Origin of the sequence: Mycobacterium fragae (assembly GCF_002102185.1) — a bacterium.
GTDB classification, from domain to species: Bacteria; Actinomycetota; Actinomycetes; order Mycobacteriales; family Mycobacteriaceae; genus Mycobacterium; species Mycobacterium fragae.
The window spans coordinates 62,108-84,368 of record NZ_LQOW01000026.1 but is presented as its reverse complement, the minus strand read 5'-3'; the positions used below and the strand labels follow the sequence as shown (position 1 = coordinate 84,368).

Below are 22,261 nucleotides of genomic sequence, written 5' to 3'. Positions count from 1 at the left end.
AAAGCATCGTCGCTTGTCAGAGTAATGAAACGTGTTCTAGCCTGACGGTCATGGGTAACCCGGTAATCGTTGAAGCCACCCGTAGCCCCATCGGCAAACGCGCCGGATGGTTGTCTGGGCTGCATGCCACCGAGCTGCTGGGCGCGGTGCAGAAGGCGCTGGTGCAGAAGGCGGGTATCGACGCCGGCGATGTCGAGCAGCTCATCGGCGGCTGCGTCACCCAATACGCGGAGCAGTCGAACAACATCACCCGCACGTCGTGGCTGACCGCAGGCCTGCCCGAACACGTCGGCGCCACCACCGTCGACTGCCAGTGCGGCAGCGGACAGCAAGCCAACCACCTGATCGCCGGCCTGATCGCGACCGGCGCCATCGACGTCGGCATCGCCTGCGGAATCGAGGCGATGAGCCGCGTCGGGCTGGGCGCCAACGCCGGTCCCGACCGCAACTGGCGGGCGGAGTCGTGGGACATCGACCTGCCGAACCAGTTCGAGGCGGCGGAGCGCATCGCCAAGCGTCGCGGCATCACCCGCGCCGATATTGACGAGTTCGGACTGGCCTCACAGCAACATGCCAAGCAGGCCTGGGACGAGGGCCGGTTCGACCGCGAGATCTCACCGATCGAGGCGCCGGTGCTCGACGACCAGAAGCAGCCCACCAGTGAGCGGCACATGGTGAGCCGCGACCAGGGTCTGCGGGACACCACGCTGGAGGGCTTGAGCCAGCTCAAGCCGGTGCTCGAGGGCGGCATCCACACCGCGGGCACGTCGTCGCAGATCTCCGACGGCGCGGCGGCGGTGCTGTGGATGGATGAAGACAAGGCAAAAGCGCTGGGCTTGCGGCCACGCGCGCGGATCGTCAGCCAGGCACTGGTCGGCGCCGAACCGTACTACCACCTCGACGGCCCGGTGCAGTCGACCGCGAAGGTGCTGGAGAAGGCCGGCATGAAGATGGGCGACATCGACATCGTCGAGATCAACGAGGCATTCGCCTCGGTGGTGTTGTCCTGGGCGCGGGTGCACAACGCCGACATGGCGCGCGTCAACGTCAACGGCGGCGCGATCGCGCTGGGCCATCCGGTGGGCTGCACCGGCAGCCGGCTGTTCACCACCGCGCTGCATGAGTTGGAGCGTTCCGATCAGAGCACGGCGCTGATCACCATGTGCGCCGGCGGCGCGCTGTCCACGGGCACCATTATCGAGCGCATCTAGTGGGAGTCTCCGACGACGACCGCATCGCCGCGGCCCAGTCCTACATCGACGCGCTCGTCAGCCACGACGGCGACTCGGTTCCGTTCGCCCCGGACTGCACCCGCATCGAGATCGGCATCAAGACCGGCTTCTCCGGAAACCATCTGCGCCGCAGCCTGAATCGCGGCCCGCAGTATCGGGTCATCGCGGCGGCGACGACGCCCGGGTTCCGCGTCGACGGCGACGAAGTACGGGCGCGCTTCGACTTGGTCACCAAGCCGTCGCTCGCCGGGCGGCGGGTGGGCGTGCACATCGACGAGACGTTCGTGATCCCGGCCGAGGATGGCATGATCCACCACATCAGGGCGCACCTCCGCCCGTTCATTCAGCGATAGGGATCACCGATGGCCAATCCGCCGCGCGCGCTTAACTCGTCGGGCACCGGCGTCATCATCAAATGGATGTCGCGCATCAATACGTGGCTGTACAAGGCCAGCGGCGGCAGGATCGGCAATAAGTTTCTGCAGGGCGCGCCGGTCGCATTGCTGACCACCACGGGCCGCAAGACCGGTCAGCCGCGGGTGAGCCCGCTGCTGTATCTACGCGACGGTGACCGCGTGATTGTGGTGGCTTCCCATGGCGGCCGGGAGAAGAACCCGATGTGGTATCTCAACCTCAAGGCCAATCCCAAGGTTTCGGTGCAGATCAAAAAAGAGGTGCTCGAACTCGTCGCACGCGACGCGACCGACGAGGAACGCTCCTACTATTGGCCGCAACTGGTTCAGATGTACTCCTCCTACGACGACTACCAGTCGTGGACCGACCGGAAGATCCCGATCGTCATCTGCGATCCCGCCCGGTGACGTGACGCAGCGGCGGTGGATTCGCAACTCACGCTTTCTCGCGCTGCTGCTCAAATACTTTGCCCGCGCTCATATCTGGGTATATCGACGGACCAACGGTCGACTCGGCGCCAGGTTGCTGTGGTTTCCGGCGGCGCTACTGACCACCACCGGTCGCAAGTCGGGCGAGGCGCGCACCACCCCGACGCTGTACCTGCGCGACGGCGACCGAGTGATCTTGCCGGCGTCGTTCGGCGGTCGCGCCGAGAACCCGGCGTGGTATCGCAACCTCAAAGACAATCCCGAGGTGCAAGTGCAGATCCGTGCCGAGCAGATGAAGTTGATCGCCCGTGACGCGACCGACGACGAACGCCGCCGCTATTGGCCGGCGCTGATCAAGCTGTACCCGCCCTATCGCGGATATCGGGATGCCACCGACCGGGTGATCCCGTTGGTGGTCTGCGAACCGGCGGGCTAGGCGCCGTAGACCGGAACCGGCGGCCGCGCCTTGGCCAGCAGATCTGCGACGACGGGTCCGAGTTCGGCCGGATCCCACCTCGCGGCCTTGTCGACCTGCGGACCGTGCGCCCACCCCTCGGCGACGCGGATGATGCCGCCCTCGACCTCGAAGACCTTGCCCGTCACGTCTTTTGACTCGCTGCTGCCCAGCCACACCACCAGCGGTGAAACGTTCTCCGGCGCCATCGCGTCGAACCCCTCGTCGGGCTTGGCCATCATCTCCGCAAAGACGGTCTCGGTCATCCGGGTGCGGGCAGACGGCGCGATCGCGTTGACGGTCACGCCGTAACGACCCATTTCGGCGGCGGCGACGAGCGTCATCGCCGCGATGCCGGCCTTGGCCGCACTGTAGTTCCCCTGCCCGACGCTGCCCTGCAGGCCGGCACCGGAACTGGTGTTGATGATCCGTGCCTCAACGGTTTTCCCCTCCTTGGACAAACCGCGCCAGTACGAGGCCGCGTGGCGCATCGTGGCGAAGTGGCCCTTGAGGTGCACGGCGATGACGGCGTCGAACTCCTCTTCGCTGGTGTTGGCGATCATCCTGTCGCGCACGATGCCGGCGTTGTTCACCAGCACGTCGAGTCCGCCGAAGGTACCCACGGCGGTCTGAATGAGGCTCGCCGCTTGATTCCAGTCGGAGACGTCGGACCCGTTGGCGACGGCTTCGCCTCCGGCCGCGGTGATTTCGTCGACTACACTCTGCGCCGCGCTGCCGCCGCTCGCCGGCGAACCGTCCAGGCCCACCCCGATGTCGTTGACCACGACACGTGCACCTTCGGCCGCGAAGGCAAGCGCATGGGCGCGGCCGATACCGCCGCCCGCTCCGGTGACGATGACCACCCGCCCGTCGAGCAACCCCATATCCGTTGTCTCCTCTACTTGATCGCGCTCGTTGTGCCCAGATAGGGCGGCGGTTCGCCGCCGCCATGCACCTCCAAGGTGGCGCCGCTGATGTACGACGCTGCATCCGACGCCAAAAACGCTGCAGGCCAACCGACATCGGTGGGTTTGGCCAGTCGGCCGAGCGGCACGTTCTTTGAAATCGCGGCGATCGATGCGGCGTCGCCGTAGAACAGGTCGGCCTGTTCGGTCTCCACCATGCCGACCACAAGCGCATTCACTCGCACTTTCGGCGCCCACTCCACCGCCAGCGTCTGGGTAAGGCTCTCCAGGCCCGCCTTGGCCGCTCCGTAGGCAGCGGTACCCGGTGTTGGGCGGCGGCCGCTGACGCTGGTGATGTTGACGATCGACCCGCCCTGCGGCTGGCTTTGCATCTTGTCGTTGGCGTGCTGTGAAACCGACAGCGCGCCGATCAGGTTGAGCTCGATGATCTTGCGGTTGAACTTCGCGCTGGAGTCCGCAGTCAGCACATACGGCGAGCCGCCGGCGTTGTTGACCACGACGTCGAGCCGGCCGTGCCGATCGAACACCGCGTCGATCATCGCCTTGACCGCGTCGTCGTCGCGGATGTCGCAGCTGTGGAACTCGTAGGGCAGCCCCTCGACCGGGCGTCTCGCGCAGGTCACCACCGTCGCGCCTTGCTCGGCGAAGACCGCGCTGATGCCGGCGCCGACACCGCGAACCCCGCCGGTTACCAGCACCACCCGTCCTGCCAGCCCGAAGTTGATCACGGGGTCTCCTTCGGCGCGGGTCACTGTGCTAGCGTACCAAGCAAGTGCTTGCTTAGGTAAATCGTCCACAGGTCCTCAGGAAAGTGCCATGCCGATCACCTCGAAACTCACCGAACCGGGCATAGTCGCGATCACGGTCGACTTCCCGCCGGTCAACGCCATACCCTCGCGTGGCTGGTTCGAACTCGCCGACGCGCTTTCCGCCGCGGGCGGCAATCCCGACACCCACGTGGTGATCCTGCGGGCCGAGGGCCGCGGCTTCAATGCCGGGGTGGACATCAAGGAGATGCAGCGCACTGAAGGCTTCACCGCACTTATCGACGCGAACCGCGGCTGCTTCGAGGCATTTCGGGCGGTGTACGAATGCGCGGTCCCGGTGATCGCCGCGGTCAACGGATTCTGCGTCGGCGGCGGCATCGGATTGGTTGGCAACGCCGATGTCATCGTGGCTTCTGACGATGCGACGTTCGGACTGCCCGAAGTGGAACGCGGTGCGCTCGGAGCGGCCACCCATCTGTCGCGGTTGGTGCCACAGCACATGATGCGACGACTGTTCTTCACGGCGGCCACCGTCGACGCCGCCACCCTGCACCACTTCGGCTCGGTGCACGAAGTAGTGCCCCGAGACGAGTTGGACGAGGCGGCATTACGGGTCGCCCGCGACATCGCCGCCAAGGACACCCGGGTTATCCGCGCGGCCAAGGAGGCGCTGAACTTCATCGACGTGCAGCGGGTCAACACCAGTTACCGCATGGAACAGGGCTTTACCTTCGAACTCAACCTCGCCGGGGTTTCCGACGAGCACCGCGACGCGTTTGTGAAGAAGTCATGAGCAACAAGTTGACGACCCTGTACAACGCCGTCGCCGGTTTGCGCAGCGGCATGACCATCGGGATCGGCGGCTGGGGATCACGGCGCAAACCGATGGCGTTCGTGCGCGCCATCCTGCGCAGCGAAGTCACCGATCTGACCGTGGTCACCTACGGCGGGCCGGACATCGGATTGCTGTGCTCGGCAGGCAAGGTGCGCCGCGTGTACTACGGCTTCGTCTCGCTGGACTCGCCGCCGTTCTACGATCCCTGGTTCGCACGCGCACGCACCAGCGGCGCGATCGAAGCCCGGGAAATGGACGAGGGCATGCTGCGCTGCGGGCTGCAGGCAGCGGCGCAACGATTGCCGTTCTTGCCGATTCGCGCCGGGCTGGGCAGTTCGGTGCCGGACTTCTTCGAGGGTGAGCTGAAGACCGTCACCTCACCGTATCCGTCTCCGGGTGGCGGCCACGAGACGCTGATCGCCATGCCGGCGCTGCGCCTCGATGCGGCCTTCGTGCATCTCAATCTTGGTGACCCGCAAGGTAATGCCGCCTACACCGGCATCGACCCCTACTTCGATGACCTCTTCCTGATGGCCGCCGAGCAGCGGTACCTGTCGGTGGAGCGCCTGGTGCCTACCGAGGAGCTGGTCAAGGCGGTTCCTCCGCAGGCGCTACTGGTGAATCGGATGATGGTCGACGCCGTCGTCGAAGCCCCCGGAGGCGCCCACTTCACCACGGCGGCACCGGATTACGGGCGCGATGAAAAGTTCCAGCGGCACTACGCCGAAGCCGCCTCGACCGACGAAGGCTGGCAGCGGTTCGTCGCGGAGTACCTGTCCGGTAACGAGGCCGACTACCAGGAGGCCGTGCGCAAATTTGGAGCATCATCATGAGCACCCGAGCCGAGGTGTGCGCCGTCGCCTGCGCCGAGTTGTTCCGCGATGCCGGCGAGATCATGGTCAGCCCGATGACGAACATGGCCTCTGTCGGCGCGCGGCTGGCCCGGTTGACCTTCTCGCCCGACATCCTGCTCACCGACGGCGAGGCCCAGCTGTTGGCTGACACCCCCGCGCTGGGCGGGTCGGGAGCCGTCGAGGGCTGGATGCCTTTTGGCCGGGTGTTCGAGACGCTGGCCTGGGGACGGCGGCATGTGGTGATGGGCGCCAATCAGGTTGACCGCTTTGGCAATCAGAACATCTCAGCGTTTGGGCCGCTACAGCATCCGACCCGTCAAATGTTCGGGGTACGCGGTGCACCCGGCAACGCGATCAATCACGCGACCAGCTACTGGGTCGGCAACCATTCGAAACGGGTGTTCTGTGAGGCCGTCGACGTGGTCTGCGGTATCGGATACGACAAGGTGGACGCCGACAATCCCGCCTTCCGGTTCACCGGGGTCTATCGCGTGGTGTCCAACCTCGGCGTGTTCGACTTCACCGCGCCCGACCGGTCGATGCGGGCGCTGAGCCTGCACCCCGGGGTATCCGCCGATGACGTCCGCGAAGCCACCTCGTTCGAGGTGCACGGTCTCGGCGAGGCGGAAGAGACCAGGCTACCGACCGACGAGGAACTGCGCCTGATCCGCGAAGTCATCGACCCGAAAGCATTGCGCGACCGAGAGATACGTTAATGATTATTCCGCCTCCTCCTCATCGCTTCGTCCCCCTCGCCGCTTCGCGGCTGGGGGTGCCCCCACTGCATCGTCGGCGGTGGCTATGAAATTGCGCACGCCGCTGACCGAGCTGATCGGTGTCGAGCACCCGGTGGTTCAAACGGGAATGGGCTGGGTAGCCGGCGCGCGGCTGGTATCCGCCACCGCCAACGCTGGAGGGCTGGGCATCCTGGCGTCGGCCACCATGACGCTAGATGAATTGGCAACGGCCATCGGCAAGGTGAAGGCGGCGACCGACAAGCCGTTCGGCGTGAACATCCGCGCCGACGCCGCCGACGCGGACGACCGGGTGGATCTGATGCTCCGAGAAGGCGTCAGGGTGGCATCATTCGCCTTGGCCCCCAAGCAGGAGTTGATCAGTCGGCTGAAAGACGCCGGCTTGGTGGTGATTCCGTCGATCGGCGCGGCCAAACATGCGCGCAAGGTGGCGGCGTGGGGCGCCGACGCCGTGATCGTGCAGGGCGGCGAGGGCGGCGGGCACACCGGTCCTGTCGCGACGACCCTGCTGCTGCCGTCGGTGCTGGACGCCTTGAAAGAGACAGACATCCCCGTCGTCGCCGCGGGCGGGTTCTTCGACGGGCGGGGGCTGGCCGCCGCATTGTGCTACGGCGCAGCCGGTGTCGCGATGGGTACCCGGTTTCTGCTCACCTCGGATTCCACCGTGCCCGACGCAGTCAAGCAGCGTTATTTGGAGGCGGCTCTGGACGGCACCGTGGTCACCACCCGCGTCGATGGCATGCCGCACCGCGTGTTGCGCACCGGGCTGGTGGAGAAGCTGGAAAGCGGTTCGCGGGCAAGGGGCTTCACTGCTGCGATGCGCAACGCCGCCAAGTTCAAGAAGATGTCGCAGATGACCTGGCGGTCGATGATCGCCGACGGCCTGGCAATGCGTCACGGCAAGGACCTGACCTGGTCGCAGGTAGTGATGGCGGCCAACACCCCGATGCTGCTGAAAGCCGGTCTGGTGGAGGGCAATACCGAGGCCGGGGTGCTGGCCTCCGGTCAGGTGGCCGGCATCCTCGACGACCTGCCGTCGTGCGCCGAGCTGATCCAGACAATCGTCGCCGACGCCATCAAGCATCTGCAGGCCGCATCCGCGCTGGTGGAGTAACCCTTCACCGACGCCGAGTGTGTGGGTTGTGGACAGAAATCCTCGAAATGCCGTGCATAACCCCCACACTCGACGCGATGAGCGCCCCTACAGTCGTTCGATGATGGTGACGTTGGCGGTGCCGCCGCCCTCGCACATCGTCTGCAGGCCATACCGGCCGCCGGTGCGCTCCAGCTCGTTGAGCATGGTGGTGAACAGCTTGGCCCCGGTGGCGCCCAGCGGATGCCCGAGCGCGATCGCCCCGCCGTTGGGGTTGACCTTCTCCGGGTCGGCCTTGATCTCCTTGAGCCACGCCAGCACGACCGGCGCGAAGGCCTCGTTGATCTCGACGGTGTCGACGTCGTCGATCGAGAGCCCGGTCTTTTCCAGCGCGTAGCGGGTGGCCGGAATCGGCCCGGTCAGCATGAACACCGGATCCGCACCGCGGGCACTGATGTGGTGGATGCGGGCCCGCGGGGTGAGCTTGTGGTCCTTGACCGCCTGCTCGGAGGCCAGCAGTACCGCGCTGGCGCCGTCGGAAATCTGGCTCGCCACCGCCGCGGTCAGCCGGCCGCCCTCCGACAGAGTCTTCAGGGCGGCCATCTTCTCCAGCGACGTCTCTCGCGGGCCCTCGTCGATCCGGAAATCGCCGACTGCCACGATCTCGTTGTCGAAATGCCCGCCCCTGATCGCTGCGAGCGCGCGCTCATGGCTGGTCAGCGCGAACTGCTCCATCTCCTCGCGGGACAGGTTCCATCGCTCGGCGATCAACTCCGCGCCGCGGAACTGCGAGATTTCCTGGTCGCCGTAACGATGCAGCCAATTCTTCGATTCGCCGGTGGGCGAGGTGAAACCGAACTCCTTGCCGACCACCATGGCCGAGGCGATCGGGATCTGGCTCATGTTCTGAATGCCGCCGGCCAGGATCACATCCGCCGTCCCGGACATAATCGCTTGGGCACCAAACGAAATCGCCTGCTGGCTGGATCCACATTGCCGGTCAACGGTGACACCGGGCACCTCCTCGGGGTAGCCGGCCGCAAGCCAGGCGTTGCGCCCGATGTTGCCGGCCTGTCCGCCGAGGGCGTCCACGCATCCGACGATCACGTCATCGACGGCGGCCGGATCGACATCGACACGGTCGAACAGGCCGTGGAAAGCGGCCACACCCAGGTCGATCGGATGCACGCCGGCCAGCGATCCATTGCGCTTGCCGACCGCGGTACGCACCGCGTCGATAACGTAGGCCTGGGAAACTCCAGCCATTTCAGACTCCTTCTTTGGTGATTCCGCCAAGGACGATGGCGAGATACTGCTGACCCACCTGCTCCGCGGTGAGCGGTCCGCCGGGTTGATACCAACGCACCGACACCCAGGTGGTGTCGCGGATGAAACGGTAAACCAGGTCCACGTCGAGATCCGGTCGGAAGTAACCCTCTTCGATGCCCTGGTGCAGCACGTCGACCCACATCTTGCGCTGCTGTTTGTTCATGTCCTCGATGTAGGAGAAGCGGGGCTGCGACAACAGCCGCTTCGCCTCATCCTGGTAGATGACGACCTGGGCATGTCGGTGCTCGATCGCGTCGAACGACGTCATGAACAGTCCCTTGAGGCGCTCCAGCGGATTTGGTTGCGTGTCAATGATTTCCTGATAGCGGCCGAACAGCCAGTCCAGGAAACCCCGCAACACCTCGTCGACCATCTCCTCCTTGGAGGCGAAGTGATGGTAGAGGCTGCCGGACAGGATGCCTGCGCCGTCGGCGATATCACGCACGGTCGTCGCCCGCAGGCCGCGTTCGGCGAACATCGCGGCGGCCAGTTCCAGAAGTTCGTCGCGTCTGTTCATGGGTGCTGACTCGAGACCGAAATCACCTCTCCAGTCAGGTAACTGGAGTAGTCGCTGGCCAGAAACGCAATGGTGGCCGCCACCTCCCACGGCTCTGCTGCGCGTCCGAACGCCTCGCCTGCCGACAACCGATCGAGCAGTTCCGCCGAGGTGGTTTTGTCCAAGAACTTGTGCCGGGCGATGCTGGGCGAGACCGCGTTGATCCGCACTCCGTATTCGACGGCTTCGATTGCGCTGCACCGGGTTAGCGCCATCACCCCGGCCTTGGCCGCCGCATAGTGGGACTGCGAATGCTGCGCCCGCCAGCCCAGGACGCTGGCGTTGTTGACGATCACCCCGCCGTGGCCGGCGTCGCGGAAGTAGCGCAGCGCCGCACGGGTAGCACGGAACACCGACGTCAGCGTGACATCCAGGACGCGGTCCCACTCCTCATCGGTCATGTCGGCCACCGAGGTTTGGCCGCCCAACCCGGCGTTGTTGACCAGCACGTCGATTCGGCCCATCCGCGCAGTCGCAGAAGCGATCAGCGCGTCGACCTGCGCGGTGGAGGTGACGTCGCACAGCACATGCTCCACCCGGCCCAGCCCGAGCGCGGACAGCTCTTGAGCCGTCTCGCCCAGCCGTCGTTCGTGGTGATCGGAGATGACGACGTCGGCACCCTCGACGAGCGCCCGCCGGGCGGTGGCCGATCCGATTCCCGTGCCGGCCGCCGCCGTGACGATCACGACCTTGTCGGTCAGAAGTCCGTGTCCGTCAACCTCTTTCGGTGCGACGGCGAGCGTCATCCCTTGACCTCCCGGGGCAGGCCGAGCACCCGCTCGGCGATGATGTTGCGCTGAATCTCGTTCGACCCGCCGTAGATGGTGTCGGCCCGCGTGAACAGGTAGAGGCGCTGCCACTCGTCGAAATCACCGTCGGCCAACACCATGCCCGCCTTGGCCCGCACATCCATCGCAATCTCACCGAGCTCCCGATGCCAATTGGCCCACAACAGCTTTGAGACGTTATCTTTCCCGGCGGCCTGGCCGCCTCCCTCGACGTCCATGGTGGCCAGGGCGTACGAGCGCATCGCCCGCAGGCCTGCCCAAGACCGGGTCAGCCGTTCCCGGATCAGCGGATCGTCAGCAGCACCAGTGCGTTTGGCGAGTTCGACGACGCCGTTCAGCTCGCGCACGAAGACGATCTGTTGGCCGAGGGTGGACACGCCACGCTCGAAGGTCAGCGTCCCCATGGCGACCCGCCACCCGTCGCCCGGGGCGCCGACCACCAGATCGGCGTCGGTGCGGGCGTCGTCGAAGAACACCTCGTTGAACTCCGAGTCGCCCGTCAGCTGCACGATCGGGCGGATCTGCACCCCGGGCTGATCCAGTGGCACCAGCAGATAGGACAAACCAGCATGCCGCTTGGAGCCCTTCTCGGTGCGGGCCACCACGAAACACCACTGCGCCCAGTGCGCCAGCGACGTCCACACCTTCTGCCCGTTGATCACCCACTGGTCGCCGTCGAGCACCGCGGTGGTGGACACGTTGGCCAAATCGCTGCCGGCGCCGGGCTCGGAGTAGCCCTGGCACCACAACTCGGTGACGTCGAGGATCTTCGGCAAGAACCGCTGCTGCTGCTCGGGCGTGCCGTACTGGATCAATGTCGGGCCGAGCAGTTCCTCCCCGAAGTGGTTGACCTTGGCGGGCGCGTCGGCGATCGCGTATTCCTCGTAGAACGCCACCCGGTGCGCGACGGACAGGCCGCGGCCGCCGTGCTCGACCGGCCAGCCCAAACAGGTCAGGCCGGATTTCGCCAGATGCCGGTTCCAAGCGAGCCGCTCCTCGAAGGCCTCGTGTTCGCGACCCGGCCCGCCGAGACCCTTGAGCGCGGCGAATTCACCGACCAGGTTTGCGGTCAGCCAGTCACGGACCTCAGCCCGGAACTCCTCGACGTCCTGCACCCCTGTAGGCTAACCTACCAAGCACTTGCTTGCTAAAGGAGTTGTCGATGTCGAGCGCGCCGCAGACCATTCCTGCGGTGTTGGACCGCATCGCGCGCGATCTCCCCGACCACAATGCGCTGGTCACACCCGATCGCACCCTCACTTTCGCCGGACTGCGCAACGAGGTGCGCCGAGCCGCGGCGGCGATGATCAAGCTCGGTGTGGGCGCCGGCGACCGGGTGGCGATCTGGTCGCCGAACACCTGGCACTGGGTTGTCGCATGCTTGGCCACTCACTACGCCGGCGCCGCAGTGGTGCCGCTGAACACCCGATACACCGCGGCCGAAGCCACCGACATCCTGGCCCGCACCGGCGCCCCGCTGCTGGTGGCAATGGGTGAGTTCCTCGGCGCGGACAAGGTCACCGCCTTGGACCGTGGCGCGCTACCCGAACTACGTCACATCGTTCGGGTCCCGGTAGACGCCGACGACGGGACGTGGGACGAGTTCGTCGCCGGCGGTAGTGACTTACAGGCCGCCGATGCGCGCGCCGCCGCAGTCAACCCCGACGACGTCTCCGACATTCTGTTCACCTCCGGGACCACCGGCCGCAGCAAAGGTGTGCTGTGTGCGCATCGGCAATCGCTGGCCGGTTCGGCGGCCTGGGCGGCCTGCGGCAAGGTGACCAGCGACGACCGCTACCTGTGCATCAATCCGTTCTTCCACAACTTCGGCTACAAAGCGGGCATCCTGGCCTGCCTGCAGACCGGCGCGACCCTGATCCCGCAACTGACGTTCGACCCGGAGCAGGCGATGCGCGCGGTAGCCGAGCACCGGATCACAGTGCTCCCCGGACCGCCGACCATCTACCAATCGCTGCTCGACCATCCCGCCCGTGACGACTACGACCTGAGCTCGCTGCGGTTCGCGGTCACCGGTGCGGCCGCGGTGCCGGTGGTATTGGTCGAGCGGATGCAGACCGAGCTCGACATCGACATCGTGCTGACCGCCTACGGCCTCACCGAATCCAACGGCTTCGGGACCATGTGCCGCGCCGACGACGACGCCGTCACGGTGGCCACCACGTGCGGTCGGCCGATCGCCGACTTCGAGCTACGGATCGGCGATCGCGGTGAGGTGCTGTTGCGCGGGCCCAACGTGATGCTCGGCTATCTCGACGACCCGCAGGCCACCGCGGAGGCGATCGATCCCGCCGGCTGGCTGCATACCGGCGACATCGGAAAGCTCGACGCCGCAGGCAATCTGCAGATCACCGACCGGCTCAAGGACATGTACATCTGCGGCGGCTTCAACGTCTATCCGGCCGAGGTCGAGCAGGTGTTGGCCCGCCTGGACGGTGTGCTGGACTGCGCGGTGATCGGCGTGCCAGATGACCGCCTCGGCGAGGTCGGCCGGGCGTTCCTGGTGACGCGGCCCGGATGCGAGCTCGACGAGCAGGCGGTGATCGCCCACGCCCGCCAATACCTGGCGAATTTCAAAGCCCCCCGTTCGGTGAGGTTTGTCGACACGCTGCCGCGCAATGCGGGCGGCAAGGTGGTCAAACCGGTACTGCGAGAGATGCCATAGATGGACCTTGATTTCGACGACGAAACGCGTGAATTCCAGCGCGAAGTGCGCGAGTTCCTTGCGGCCAACAAAGAGTCGTTTCCCACCAAGTCCTACGACACCGCGGAAGGTTTCGAGCAGCATCGTCGGTGGGACCGAGTGCTATACGACGCCGGCCTGTCGGTGATCACCTGGCCACGCAAATACGGCGGCCGCGACGCCAGCCTGTTGCAGTGGGTCGTATTCGAAGAAGAGTACTTTCGCGCCGGCGCGCCCGGTCGGGCGAGCGCCAACGGCACTTCGATGCTGGCGCCGACGTTGTTCGCGCACGGCACCGAGGAACAGCTGGATCGGATCTTGCCGAAAATGGCCAGCGGCGAGGAGATCTGGGCACAGGCCTGGTCGGAGCCCGAGTCGGGCAGCGATCTGGCATCGCTGAGATCAACGGCGACGAAGACCGACGGCGGCTGGCTGCTGAACGGCCAGAAGATTTGGAGTTCGCGGGCGCCGTTCGGCGACAGAGCTTTCGGATTGTTCCGCTCCGATCCGGAGGCCGAGCGTCATCGCGGCCTGACGTATTTCATGTTCGACCTCAAGGCCGACGGGATTACCGTACGACCGATCGCCCAGCTCGGCGGCGATACCGGTTTCGGCGAGATCTTCCTCGACGACGTGTTCGTGCCCGACAACGATGTGATCGGCCAGGTGAACGACGGTTGGCGGGCCGCGATGAGCACGTCGAGCAACGAGCGCGGCATGTCGCTGCGCAGCCCGGCGCGGTTTCTGGCCGCTGCCGAACGACTAACAGAGCTGTGGAAGACCAACGCCGACAGCGCTTTCAGCGATCAGGTCGCCGACGCGTGGATCAAGGCGCAGGCGTACCGGCTGCACACGTTCGGCACGGTGACCCGCCTGGCCGGCGGCGGTGAACTCGGCGCGGAGTCGTCGGTGACCAAGGTGTTCTGGTCGGACCTGGACGTCGCGGTGCACCAGGCCGCGCTGGACATCCGTGGCGCCGACGGCGAGCTGGCCGGCTCGTGGACCGACGGGTTGCTGTTCGCGCTAGGCGGCCCGATCTACGCGGGCACCAACGAGATTCAGCGCAACATCATCGCTGAGCGGCTGCTGGGCCTGCCTCGGGAGAAGACGAAATGAATTTTGAACTTGACGCGCAGCAGCGTGATTTCGCGGGGAGCATCGACGCGGCACTCGCGGCAGCGGACGTGCCGGGCGCGGTGCGCGCATGGGCCAACGGCGACACCGCACCCGGTCGCAAGGTGTGGGCGCAGCTGGCCGATCTGGGCGTCACCGCTTTACTGGTGCCGGAACGGTTCGACGGCCTCGACGCACACCCGGTCGACCTCGTCGTCGCATTGGAGCGGCTGGGACACTGGTGTGTGCCCGGTCCGATCACCGAATCCATCGCGGTAGCACCGGTTTTGCTGGCAGACGACGAACGGTGCGCTGCGCTGGCCGGCGGTGAGCTGATCGTCACCGTCGCGCTACCGCCGCAGGTGCCGCGAGCGGTCGACGCCGATGCCGCCGGGCTGGTGTTGATCGCCGAGTCAGGAGGGGTCAGCGAGGCGCAGGCTAGTGAGCAGCACGAGTCCGTCGACCCCAGCCGTCGGCTCTTCGACGTGACGGCCACCGGCGCGGCCTGGGATGCCGATGTTGCGCGCGCCTACGAGTTCGGCGCGCTGGCCACCGCTGCACAACTCGTCGGCGCCGGGCAGGCACTGCTGGACGCGGCCGTCGACTACGCAAAGCAACGCGCACAGTTCGGCCGGGTGATCGGCTCGTACCAGGCGATCAAACACAAGCTGGCCGACGTGCGCATCTCGGTCGAGCTGGCCCGCCCGCTCGTGTACGGCGCGGCCCTGTCGCTGGCGGCGGAGTCCCCCGACACCGCTCGCGATGTGAGTGCGGCCAAGGCTGCGGCTGCTGACGCGGCGTTGCTGGCTGCCCGCTCCGCGCTGCAGACCCACGGCGCCATCGGGTTCACCGCCGAACACGACTTGTCACTGTGGCTGCTGCGGGTGCAGGCGCTACGACCGGCCTGGGGCGAGCCGGCCGTGCATCGGCGACGGGTACTGGAGGCATTGACATGACCACAACTGACGAACGGGAGCTGCTGCGCGAGACCGTTGCGGCGCTGGTCGCCAAGCATGCCGGTCCTGAGGCGGTGCGAGCGGCGATGGAATCGGCGCGCGGCTACGACGAATCCCTGTGGCGACTGCTGTGCGAGCAGGTCGGCGCCGCCGCGCTGGTGGTGCCCGAGGAATACGGCGGTGCCGGCGGCTATCTCGGAGACGCGGCCGTCGTCCTGGAAGAGCTTGGCCGCGGGCTGGTTCCCACCCCGCTGCTGGGCACCACGCTGGCTGAACTGGCGCTGCTCGCCGCCGACGATCCCGACGCCGACGCGCTGGGGCCGTTGGCGGAAGGCGCGGCGATCGGTGCCGTGGTTTTCGACCCCGACTACGTCGTCAACGGCGACGTCGCCGACATCGTCATCGCGGCCAGCTCGCCAGACCATCCAGGCAAACTCACCAGGTGGACCACGTTCGGCGCGGAGCCGGTCACCACGATGGATCCCACCCGCCGGCTGGCCCGACTCACACCGCAGAGCACTGCGCCGCTGGGTGCGGACCCCGGTATCGCCGATATCGCGGCGATTCTGCTGGCCGCGGAGCAGATTGGCGCGGCCGCCCGCTGTCTGGACCTGACCGTCGCCTACAGCAAGGAACGTGTGCAGTTCGGCCGGCCGATCGGTAGCTTCCAGGCGCTCAAGCACCGGATGGCCGATCTCTACGTGGCGGTGCAGGCAGCTCGCGCCGTGGTGCACGACGCGATAGCGGAGCCATCTGCCACATCGGCAGCACTCGCCCGGGTCGCGGCCACCGAGGCGTTCAACAGGGTGGCCGCCGAAGGCATACAGCTCCACGGTGGTATCGCAATCACCTGGGAACACGACATGCAGCTGTACTTCAAACGGGCGCATAGCAGTTCGCAGCTGCTCGGTCCGGCACGCGAACACCTGCGCCGGCTGGAAGAAGAAGTGTTCTAGCTTGGCAGACATGACCGACCGCGTCGCACTACGTGCTGGGATCCCGCCGTTCTACGTGATGGACGTCTGGCTGGCGGCGGCCGAGCGCCGGCGCACCCACGGCGATCTGGTGAATCTGTCAGCGGGACAGCCCAGTGCGGGCGCCCCCGAGCCGGTGCGCGCCGCGGCCGCGGCGGCGCTGCATCTCAACCAGCTCGGATACACGGTGGCACTGGGAATCCCGGAGCTGCGCGCCGCGATTGCGGCGTCGTATCAGGATCGGCACGGCCTGACGGTCGATATCGACGATGTGGTGATAACGACGGGCTCGTCGGGTGGATTTTTGTTGACGTTTCTGGCCTGCTTCGACGTCGGCGACCGGGTGGTGGTCAGCAGTCCCGGATACCCCTGCTACCGCAATATTCTGGCCGCGCTCGGGTGCGAGGTCGTCGATCTCGAATGCGGACCCGAGACCCGGTTCCAGCCCACAGCACGGATGCTCGCGGAGCTCGATCCGCCCGTGCAGGGAGTGGTGGTGGCCAGCCCGGCCAACCCGACCGGGACAGTCATCCCGCCCGACGAGCTGGCAGCGATCGCGTCCTGGTGTGAGCACGCCGGCGTGCGGCTGGTCAGTGACGAGGTCTACCACGGGCTGATCTACCAGGGCGCGCCGCAGACCAGCTGCGCGTGGCAGACATCGCGAGATGCGGTGGTGGTCAACAGCTTTTCCAAGTACTTCGCAATGACCGGATGGCGGCTGGGCTGGCTGCTCGTTCCGCTCGAGCTGCGCCGCGCAGTGGACCGCCTGACCGGAAACTTCACCATCTGCCCCCCCGTGCTGTCACAGTATGCCGCGGTCGCCGCGTTCACCCCGGAAGCCGTCGAAGAAGCCGACGGGCATCTGCACCAGTACGCCATCAATCGCCGGATGCTGCTCGATGGTCTGCGCGAAATCGGTATCGACCGGCTGGCACCCACCGACGGCGCGTTCTACGTCTATGCCGACGTCTCGGATTTCACCGCAGACTCAATGGCGTTCTGTTCAAAGCTGTTGGCCGACACCGGGGTTGCGATCGCGCCGGGCATCGACTTCGACACCACTCGCGGCGATTCCTTCGTCCGGCTCTCTTTCGCCGGGCCGACCAGCGACATCGAGGAGGCGTTGCGCCGCATCGGGCGGTGGCTGCCGCGTCGCTAGGAGACCTCGTCGAGACGTGCTTCGAGCGCGCTGCGTTCGCCCACATCTGCGGTGTTGATGCCGAATCGGTCATTCAGCGTAGCGATCACCGAGGCGGCGTCGTCGAGGCGGATCTTCTCGGATTCTCCGCGACGGTGGACGGCCAGATTCCGGCCGGCCAGGTTCCATCGCTCGTCGGCTGTGACCAGCGCGGCGGTCAGGCCGGTCACGAAGTGCGACGACGGATGGGTGGAAGCAAACCAGCTTCCCATCTGCAGATCGATTGGCGGGGCGGTCCGGGTGGCGAACTGGTAGAGCGGCTGCCACTCGCCGCGGATCAAGGCCTGCAGGATCAGCCCGTCGCGGGAGTGCTCGAGACGGTATGGCTCGTGCATTGTCTGCTGGACGTTGCCGGCCTCCAGGTGGATGGGAGATGTCGGTGTCTGGCCGCCGAAACCGACGTCTACCAGGTAAGGCCCATGGTCGCCGGGCACCGTCACTTCCAACAGGGTGTGTGTCAGTGGGGGCACGGGCGAGTTCGGCTCGCGCATCCACACCACGCGCCCGGCGAATCGGCGAACCCCGAAGCCGAGTTCCTTCAACACGTAACCCATCAGCCCGTTGTGCTCGTAGCAGTAGCCGCCGCGACGCCGGTGAACCAGCTTGTCGTTCAGCGCCTTTGGACTGAGGTCGTCGACCGGTACGCCCATCAGCGGGTCGAGATTTTCGAACGGAATCGATGTGGTGTGGGCGGTCACCAGCTCCCGTAGCACATCGAGCGTCGGGTCGGCAGCCCCGCGATAGTTGATTCGATTGAAGTATCCGGCCAGATCCACTGTCATATCGGTCGTTGAGGTTACGCGGCCCGCGCCTCGACGACACTGAGGGGTGAGGCGGTTCGCACCACCCGCGTCATCCGGAATCCGGCTTGGCGGAGGAGGTCGCCGTATTCCGCGGCGGTGCGTTCGCGGGCCGCCAAGTTCAGCAGCATCTCCAGATCCGCCCATTTCCCGGGGAAGTCACGGTCGTGGTCGGGGATGACCAGTTCGACCAGCAACACCGTGGCCCGGGGGCCGGCGGCCGCGCGAATGTTGCGCAGGATCTGCACCGCCTTCTCATCGGGCCAGTCGTGCATGATGTTTTTCAGGATGTAGGCGTCGCCGCCGCCTGGGATGCTGTCGAAGAATGTCCCCTCCGCGATGCAGACCCGATCGGCGACGTTGTGCTTGCGCAACATGCTCGGGGCGCCGGCGACGACGTGCGGCAGGTCGTAGAGGACGCCCCGCGATTCTGGTGCCGCCGCCAGGATCGCGGCAAGCAATGGTCCCTGACCGCCGCCGACGTCGACGATCGTGGGGTAGGCGCTGAAGTCGTAGCCGGCGACCACCGACGCGTCGGTCAACTCCGAAATACTCGTCATGGTCCGGTTGAACAGGTCAGCGAGCTCGGGCTGTTCGGCGAAGTAGTCGAAGCTTTCCTTGCCGCGCAATGCCGGGACCACCGCAGTCCCGGTCCGGACGGCATCCACTAGCAGGGTCCAACGTTCGCGTTGCTCCTGTGACCCGTAGAACCGCGCCGCCCACGACATCGACACCGGCGCGTCTGAACGCAAGGTGTCGGCAAGGGAGTTCAGCTCATAGCGGCCGTCGCGGCGACGCCGAAAGACCCCGCGGCTGATCAACGCCCGCAGCAGCCGGCTCAGCGCGTCCGCGTCCGCGCCCACCCGGCCCGCCAAATCCTCGATCGCCAACGGTCCGTCGGCCAGGGCATCCGCGACGCCGAGTTGGGCTGCGACAGTGACGGCTTGTGACGTCCAGGTGGCGATGATCATCTCCATCATCGCCGCCGGCGCGGGCGCCAGCCGTTGATTGAGGCGATACAAGTAGTGACGTGTCCACTCGACAACACGAGCCAGCGTGGCGGGCGGAACCCTTACCGTCGTCGACATCGCCTCAGCCCACAAGATCGGGGGCCGTCGCGGCACCGAGATTGCGGCTGATCTCCGCTGAGATCCCGCGGTGGCTGACCCAGCTCAGGAACGTCGTCAGTCCCCAGGTCATCAGCCGGTCGGAGATCATTGCCACCGGTCTTAGCACCGGCTCAGGCCGCGACACCTGCTGCGTGGTAACCCATGACACGGCCTTGACCTTGCGTCGCCTGGTGTCCTCGTACCACCGCAAGGCGCTCGAGAGACTTCTGTTGCGGAAGTCCGAAAGCGCCTTGCACAACACCATCGTGTCGAGCAGCGCCTGATTGGTGCCCTGCGCGAGAGTCGGCGGCATCGTGTGTGCGGCATCGCCGAGCAACGTCACGGCGCCCCGGCCCGCGCGGGGAATCGGATGCCGAAAATGCGGGAACGGCGAAGGGGTCAAGTCATCGTCGGTCAACGTCCCGAGTAGGCGATCAACGTCCTCCGACCACCCGACGAAATGGGAACGGATCATCTCGATCGGACGTTGGGGCCTGACGAAGCCCGGCGACCACGGTAAGTCAAACCACCACTGCACATGTGAGCCTCCGGCCGGCCACAGGCCGAGGTTCCCGTGCTTGCCGACAATCATCGTTGCGACTCGCCTGTCCGCAATGTCCGCAAGGGGCGCCAGGCCCTGCCAGCTACACCATCCCGTCGGCTTCGCGGGTCGCGCACCGACGACGTCTCGGACCATCGAGTGCAGCCCATCGGCACCGATCAACAGATCTCCCTCGGCCGAGCTGCCGTCGTCGAACTCGACCCGCACCCCTTCATGTCGATTGAGCACTCGCACCGCGCGGCGGTTGCAACGGATTCGATCGGCCGGAAAGCCTTGCAGCAGGCGTTCCAAGAGGACTCGCCGCGGGACCATCCGAACGGGCGCGCCCAGCCGGTTCGTCATCGCGGTTATGTCCAGGGTGGTGAGCCGGCGGCCCGTCGATGTCAGCACCTGAACTGCCGAGAGCAGCTGACCGGCCCCGTCCATATCGACGTCCAGCTGCTGTAGAACCGTCGCGCCGTTGGACCAGATGGTCACCGCGCCGCCGCCAGGCTTCACGTCAGGTCGCTGGTCGAAGACGGTGACGTCGTGCCCGTCGCGCAACAGCCCCCGGGCAACGGATATCCCACTGACACCGGCGCCGACGACAAGGACCCGAAGCGACCGCACGCTAGTCCTCTGCGTGGCGCTGGTAGTCCCACCGCTCGAGTCGCGCTTGCAGCCTGACCAAGCCCAGCCCGGCGAACGGCGCGCCTGCTGCCAGGTAGACCATCAGCAAGTGACTCATCTCAGACCTCCTACTGCTAACACGCTGAACCTCGCCGGGAAGTTCACGGCGGCGCGACACAATGTGGTCATGGCGATGAGAAAGTCAGCATGAGTCTGGCTATCTCCGATCACGAGCGGGCCGCGCTGGCCGAGGTGGCACAGTTCCCCTTGTTCGCTGCGATCACCGGGCGGCGGTCGCGGAGATTCCCGGTCGGCGGGCGGATACCGGCCGGAGCGCTGGCCTACAACAGCCGTCGGCCGGTACAACCGTTGTCGGAAGTCGAACGCGCGCTGATGGTTTCGGTCACCGGCGGGGTCACCGGTTGGCACTTCGGCATCACCCATAACCCCAGCTATGCGCCATCGTTGCCCAACTACTCCGGCAGCGCGACCGGTCGAACGTTCCCGTCGGCCGCTGGCTTCCACACCAGCCAGCTGTTCTTCACCGATGACACCGGGACTTTCATGTTGCCCAGCCGCGACGAGCAACCGCGCCAGTTCGACGGCATCGAGGAGTGGATCAGCCACACCGCGGAGTCCTATGTGCGCATTTCGGACACTCGGCTCCAACTGCCCCGCGAGGAACCGCACATGGAGGGCCACAACCTGTGGATTGGCAACCATCCGGGCAGCCTGCTGGCATTCCCGGTGGCGGACCTCGCCGAGCACCTGATGGAAAACCTGTGGTTCTTCGCGGCCAACGGCTACCTGATCGTCGATGACGTCAACGGCCGCAATATCCCCGGCCTGGAACGGTTTTCCGCGCTGCCGCACGCCGACGACCCGATTCCAGTGTCGTTCGTCGAGCAGTACACGCTCACCGAGGCGAGTGCGGAGCTGGCCATCGCCACCAACACCGGCGTGCTGGCGCTGCAGGCGATGGGCCTGGGCGGCTGGACCTACGACGGGCTCGACCGGCTGTCGGTTTTGGGCGGCTTGGGCTTCATCGCCGACCACGACGAACGCTGGCCCTTCCCGAATGTCACCGGCCTGCCGGGATACTTCGAGACGCTGAGTCCGCCGCACGTGCCGTCGGTGGCGGCTGGTGTGAACAAGCTCGTCGCGCGGAAGTACGGACCCGGTGGGCCGTTTCACCCCGACACCCCGGGGCCATGGTCGGACACACCGAAGGTGCGCGCCTCCGCGCTGCCTCCGGAGGGGATCCAGGAGGTGGTCACCGTCGAGGCGTCTTACATCTACGACGCCTTCGGCAAGCTGCCCGGCACCGTGCCGACCGTGCACGTGCTGATGTACCTACAGGCGCAACACCTGGACACCGACTTCTACGACGAGTTCTTCGGACCAGGCGCCTACTTGCCGACGCACGCCGACCACCAGGCCCGCTGGCACGGGTAGTCCCTAGCGACGACGTTTTCTCTTGCGGTTCCGGCGTCGTCGACGATTCGGCGAGGGCCGAAGCGCGGCCTGTGGGCCCGGTGGCCTCGGCCGCGTGTTCGGGGAGGGGCGCAGCCGCGCGTACATCTCTCCGATAGCAGCGAGGCGCACCTCGAGCGCCGCCGACTCCATCAGCGCCGCGACAGCCATCGCATCGACCAAGCCGAGCTCGTCCAACCCGCTGATCTCGTCTGGCTGCGGCAATTCATATGATTCGAACATGTGTGCGACTCTAAGGGACTCCACCGACAGTACCCGCGAGTGTGCGTTTTCATACGCCCGCGGCGTGTCGTGTATGAAACCGCACGATCGGC

The 22,261-nt window shown here is 66.3% G+C and carries 24 protein-coding genes; 14 read left to right on the top strand and 10 right to left on the bottom strand.

Features of this window, described 5'->3' with window-relative positions:
- Nucleotides 1-50 precede the first annotated feature (50 nt).
- Genes AWC06_RS14785 through AWC06_RS14770 form a run of 4 tightly spaced genes read left to right on the top strand, consistent with a single transcriptional unit; the run spans nt 51 to nt 2,510 of the window.
- Entirely contained in the window at nt 51-1,211 is a 1,161-nt protein-coding gene (locus tag AWC06_RS14785) for a steroid 3-ketoacyl-CoA thiolase (protein ID WP_085198748.1), read from the top strand.
- Entirely contained in the window at nt 1,211-1,585 is a 375-nt protein-coding gene (locus AWC06_RS14780; RefSeq protein WP_085198747.1) for a DUF8021 domain-containing protein, read from the top strand. Before AWC06_RS14785 ends, AWC06_RS14780 begins: the two co-directional genes overlap by 1 nt.
- 9 nt (nt 1,586-1,594) lie before the next feature.
- Entirely contained in the window at nt 1,595-2,053 is a 459-nt protein-coding gene (locus AWC06_RS14775) for a nitroreductase family deazaflavin-dependent oxidoreductase (protein WP_085198746.1), read from the top strand.
- A 1-nt stretch (nt 2,054) separates the two neighbouring features.
- On the top strand, nt 2,055-2,510 hold the full coding sequence (locus tag AWC06_RS14770; RefSeq protein ID WP_085198745.1) for a nitroreductase family deazaflavin-dependent oxidoreductase: 456 nt from the start codon (nt 2,055-2,057) through the stop codon (nt 2,508-2,510).
- Here the strand turns inward: AWC06_RS14770 and AWC06_RS14765 are convergent.
- Nucleotides 2,507-3,412 carry an SDR family oxidoreductase gene (locus AWC06_RS14765; protein WP_085198744.1) on the bottom strand — a complete coding sequence of 302 codons (906 nt, stop codon included), beginning with the start codon at nt 3,410-3,412 and terminating at the stop codon, nt 2,507-2,509. The genes AWC06_RS14770 and AWC06_RS14765 overlap by 4 nt on opposite strands.
- Before the next feature lie 14 nt (nt 3,413-3,426).
- Nucleotides 3,427-4,206, bottom strand: a complete 780-nt coding sequence (locus tag AWC06_RS14760) for an SDR family oxidoreductase (protein ID WP_227370957.1) — start codon at nt 4,204-4,206, stop codon at nt 3,427-3,429.
- Nucleotides 4,207-4,270: 64 nt separating this feature from the next.
- On the opposite strand from AWC06_RS14760, the gene echA20 reads away from it, so the two are divergent.
- The 4 genes from echA20 (at nt 4,271) to ipdC (ending at nt 7,779) form a co-directional block, all read left to right on the top strand.
- Nucleotides 4,271-5,014: a (7aS)-7a-methyl-1,5-dioxo-2,3,5,6,7,7a-hexahydro-1H-indene-carboxyl-CoA hydrolase gene (gene echA20 / locus AWC06_RS14755; protein ID WP_085198743.1), complete on the top strand. Its 744-nt coding sequence runs from the start codon at nt 4,271-4,273 to the stop codon at nt 5,012-5,014.
- Entirely contained in the window at nt 5,011-5,889 is an 879-nt protein-coding gene (gene ipdA / locus AWC06_RS14750) for a cholesterol ring-cleaving hydrolase subunit IpdA (RefSeq protein WP_085198742.1), read from the top strand. The genes echA20 and ipdA overlap by 4 nt, the downstream gene beginning before the upstream one ends.
- Complete coding sequence (gene ipdB, locus AWC06_RS14745; protein ID WP_085198741.1) at nt 5,886-6,626, top strand: cholesterol ring-cleaving hydrolase subunit IpdB; 741 nt, start codon at nt 5,886-5,888, stop codon at nt 6,624-6,626. Before ipdA ends, ipdB begins: the two co-directional genes overlap by 4 nt.
- Nucleotides 6,627-6,711: 85 nt before the next feature.
- Nucleotides 6,712-7,779, top strand: a complete 1,068-nt coding sequence (gene ipdC / locus AWC06_RS14740; protein ID WP_085198740.1) for a (3aS,4S,5R,7aS)-5-hydroxy-7a-methyl-1-oxo-octahydro-1H-indene-4-carboxyl-CoA dehydrogenase — start codon at nt 6,712-6,714, stop codon at nt 7,777-7,779.
- Nucleotides 7,780-7,866: 87 nt separating this feature from the next.
- Here the strand turns inward: ipdC and fadA6 are convergent, their stop codons facing one another.
- The 4 genes from fadA6 to ipdE1 are packed head-to-tail and all read right to left on the bottom strand — an operon-like array spanning nt 7,867 to nt 11,546.
- Complete coding sequence (fadA6, locus tag AWC06_RS14735) at nt 7,867-9,024, bottom strand: steroid 3-ketoacyl-CoA thiolase FadA6 (protein WP_085198739.1); 1,158 nt, start codon at nt 9,022-9,024, stop codon at nt 7,867-7,869.
- Between the two features lies 1 nt (nt 9,025).
- On the bottom strand, nt 9,026-9,604 hold the full coding sequence (gene kstR2 / locus AWC06_RS14730) for a TetR family transcriptional regulator KstR2 (protein ID WP_085198738.1): 579 nt from the start codon (nt 9,602-9,604) through the stop codon (nt 9,026-9,028).
- Nucleotides 9,601-10,389, bottom strand: coding sequence for a (5R,7aS)-5-hydroxy-7a-methyl-1-oxo-2,3,5,6,7,7a-hexahydro-1H-indene-carboxyl-CoA reductase (ipdF, locus tag AWC06_RS14725; RefSeq protein WP_085198737.1), 789 nt, complete (start codon nt 10,387-10,389; stop codon nt 9,601-9,603). The genes kstR2 and ipdF overlap by 4 nt, the downstream gene beginning before the upstream one ends.
- Nucleotides 10,386-11,546 (bottom strand): acyl-CoA dehydrogenase IpdE1, encoded by a 1,161-nt coding sequence (gene ipdE1 / locus AWC06_RS14720; RefSeq protein WP_085198736.1) that lies wholly within the window; start codon nt 11,544-11,546, stop codon nt 10,386-10,388. Before ipdE1 ends, ipdF begins: the two co-directional genes overlap by 4 nt.
- Nucleotides 11,547-11,593: 47 nt before the next feature.
- On the opposite strand from ipdE1, the gene fadD3 reads away from it, so the two are divergent.
- From fadD3 to AWC06_RS14695, 5 genes are read left to right on the top strand one after another with little or no spacing between them, the layout of a single operon-like run.
- Nucleotides 11,594-13,114 (top strand): 3-((3aS,4S,7aS)-7a-methyl-1,5-dioxo-octahydro-1H-inden-4-yl)propanoate--CoA ligase FadD3, encoded by a 1,521-nt coding sequence (fadD3, locus tag AWC06_RS14715; RefSeq protein WP_085198735.1) that lies wholly within the window; start codon nt 11,594-11,596, stop codon nt 13,112-13,114.
- Nucleotides 13,115-14,248 (top strand): acyl-CoA dehydrogenase family protein, encoded by a 1,134-nt coding sequence (locus tag AWC06_RS14710; protein ID WP_085198734.1) that lies wholly within the window; start codon nt 13,115-13,117, stop codon nt 14,246-14,248. It abuts the gene before it with no gap.
- Nucleotides 14,245-15,201, top strand: coding sequence for an acyl-CoA dehydrogenase family protein (locus AWC06_RS14705; protein WP_085198733.1), 957 nt, complete (start codon nt 14,245-14,247; stop codon nt 15,199-15,201). Before AWC06_RS14710 ends, AWC06_RS14705 begins: the two co-directional genes overlap by 4 nt.
- Nucleotides 15,198-16,157, top strand: coding sequence for an acyl-CoA dehydrogenase IpdE2 (gene ipdE2, locus AWC06_RS14700; protein WP_085198732.1), 960 nt, complete (start codon nt 15,198-15,200; stop codon nt 16,155-16,157). The genes AWC06_RS14705 and ipdE2 overlap by 4 nt, the downstream gene beginning before the upstream one ends.
- Before the next feature lie 10 nt (nt 16,158-16,167).
- Nucleotides 16,168-17,334 (top strand): pyridoxal phosphate-dependent aminotransferase, encoded by a 1,167-nt coding sequence (locus AWC06_RS14695; protein WP_085198731.1) that lies wholly within the window; start codon nt 16,168-16,170, stop codon nt 17,332-17,334.
- On the opposite strand, the gene AWC06_RS14690 is transcribed toward AWC06_RS14695, so the two are convergent.
- From AWC06_RS14690 to AWC06_RS14680, 3 genes are read right to left on the bottom strand one after another with little or no spacing between them, the layout of a single operon-like run.
- Nucleotides 17,331-18,155 carry an arylamine N-acetyltransferase family protein gene (locus AWC06_RS14690; protein WP_085198730.1) on the bottom strand — a complete coding sequence of 275 codons (825 nt, stop codon included), beginning with the start codon at nt 18,153-18,155 and terminating at the stop codon, nt 17,331-17,333. The two genes, AWC06_RS14695 and AWC06_RS14690, sit on opposite strands and share 4 nt — an antisense overlap.
- A gap of 14 nt (nt 18,156-18,169) precedes the next feature.
- Nucleotides 18,170-19,261, bottom strand: coding sequence for a methyltransferase (locus AWC06_RS14685; RefSeq protein ID WP_085199019.1), 1,092 nt, complete (start codon nt 19,259-19,261; stop codon nt 18,170-18,172).
- Nucleotides 19,262-19,265: 4 nt separating this feature from the next.
- The gene (locus AWC06_RS14680) at nt 19,266-20,453 is read right to left on the bottom strand and encodes an FAD-dependent oxidoreductase (RefSeq protein WP_085198729.1); all 1,188 of its coding nucleotides are present in this window, start codon (nt 20,451-20,453) and stop codon (nt 19,266-19,268) included.
- A gap of 207 nt (nt 20,454-20,660) precedes the next feature.
- Between AWC06_RS14680 and AWC06_RS14675 the strand changes: the two genes are divergently transcribed.
- On the top strand, nt 20,661-21,908 hold the full coding sequence (locus AWC06_RS14675) for a hypothetical protein (RefSeq protein WP_085198728.1): 1,248 nt from the start codon (nt 20,661-20,663) through the stop codon (nt 21,906-21,908).
- Between the two features lie 3 nt (nt 21,909-21,911).
- Here AWC06_RS14675 and AWC06_RS14670 read toward each other — a convergent pair whose 3' ends face one another.
- Entirely contained in the window at nt 21,912-22,169 is a 258-nt protein-coding gene (locus AWC06_RS14670) for a hypothetical protein (protein ID WP_085198727.1), read from the bottom strand.
- Nucleotides 22,170-22,261 lie beyond the last annotated feature (92 nt).

Bases quoted from the DNA above. Each gene is read 5' to 3' on its own strand.
- AWC06_RS14670 (WP_085198727.1), bottom strand. From the start codon at position 22,169: ATGTTCGAATCATATGAATTGCCGCAGCCAGACGAGATCAGCGGGTTG.
- fadD3 (WP_085198735.1), top strand. From the start codon at position 11,594: ATGTCGAGCGCGCCGCAGACCATTCCTGCGGTGTTGGACCGCATCGCG.
- ipdE2 (WP_085198732.1), top strand. From the start codon at position 15,198: ATGACCACAACTGACGAACGGGAGCTGCTGCGCGAGACCGTTGCGGCG.
- AWC06_RS14710 (WP_085198734.1), top strand. From the start codon at position 13,115: ATGGACCTTGATTTCGACGACGAAACGCGTGAATTCCAGCGCGAAGTG.
- AWC06_RS14685 (WP_085199019.1), bottom strand. From the start codon at position 19,261: ATGTCGACGACGGTAAGGGTTCCGCCCGCCACGCTGGCTCGTGTTGTC.
- AWC06_RS14695 (WP_085198731.1), top strand. From the start codon at position 16,168: ATGACCGACCGCGTCGCACTACGTGCTGGGATCCCGCCGTTCTACGTG.
- AWC06_RS14675 (WP_085198728.1), top strand. From the start codon at position 20,661: ATGAGTCTGGCTATCTCCGATCACGAGCGGGCCGCGCTGGCCGAGGTG.
- ipdF (WP_085198737.1), bottom strand. From the start codon at position 10,389: ATGACGCTCGCCGTCGCACCGAAAGAGGTTGACGGACACGGACTTCTG.
- AWC06_RS14705 (WP_085198733.1), top strand. From the start codon at position 14,245: ATGAATTTTGAACTTGACGCGCAGCAGCGTGATTTCGCGGGGAGCATC.
- fadA6 (WP_085198739.1), bottom strand. From the start codon at position 9,024: ATGGCTGGAGTTTCCCAGGCCTACGTTATCGACGCGGTGCGTACCGCG.
- AWC06_RS14765 (WP_085198744.1), bottom strand. From the start codon at position 3,412: ATGGGGTTGCTCGACGGGCGGGTGGTCATCGTCACCGGAGCGGGCGGC.
- ipdA (WP_085198742.1), top strand. From the start codon at position 5,011: ATGAGCAACAAGTTGACGACCCTGTACAACGCCGTCGCCGGTTTGCGC.
- ipdB (WP_085198741.1), top strand. From the start codon at position 5,886: ATGAGCACCCGAGCCGAGGTGTGCGCCGTCGCCTGCGCCGAGTTGTTC.
- AWC06_RS14690 (WP_085198730.1), bottom strand. From the start codon at position 18,155: ATGACAGTGGATCTGGCCGGATACTTCAATCGAATCAACTATCGCGGG.
- ipdC (WP_085198740.1), top strand. From the start codon at position 6,712: ATGAAATTGCGCACGCCGCTGACCGAGCTGATCGGTGTCGAGCACCCG.
- AWC06_RS14775 (WP_085198746.1), top strand. From the start codon at position 1,595: ATGGCCAATCCGCCGCGCGCGCTTAACTCGTCGGGCACCGGCGTCATC.
- echA20 (WP_085198743.1), top strand. From the start codon at position 4,271: ATGCCGATCACCTCGAAACTCACCGAACCGGGCATAGTCGCGATCACG.
- AWC06_RS14785 (WP_085198748.1), top strand. From the start codon at position 51: ATGGGTAACCCGGTAATCGTTGAAGCCACCCGTAGCCCCATCGGCAAA.
- kstR2 (WP_085198738.1), bottom strand. From the start codon at position 9,604: ATGAACAGACGCGACGAACTTCTGGAACTGGCCGCCGCGATGTTCGCC.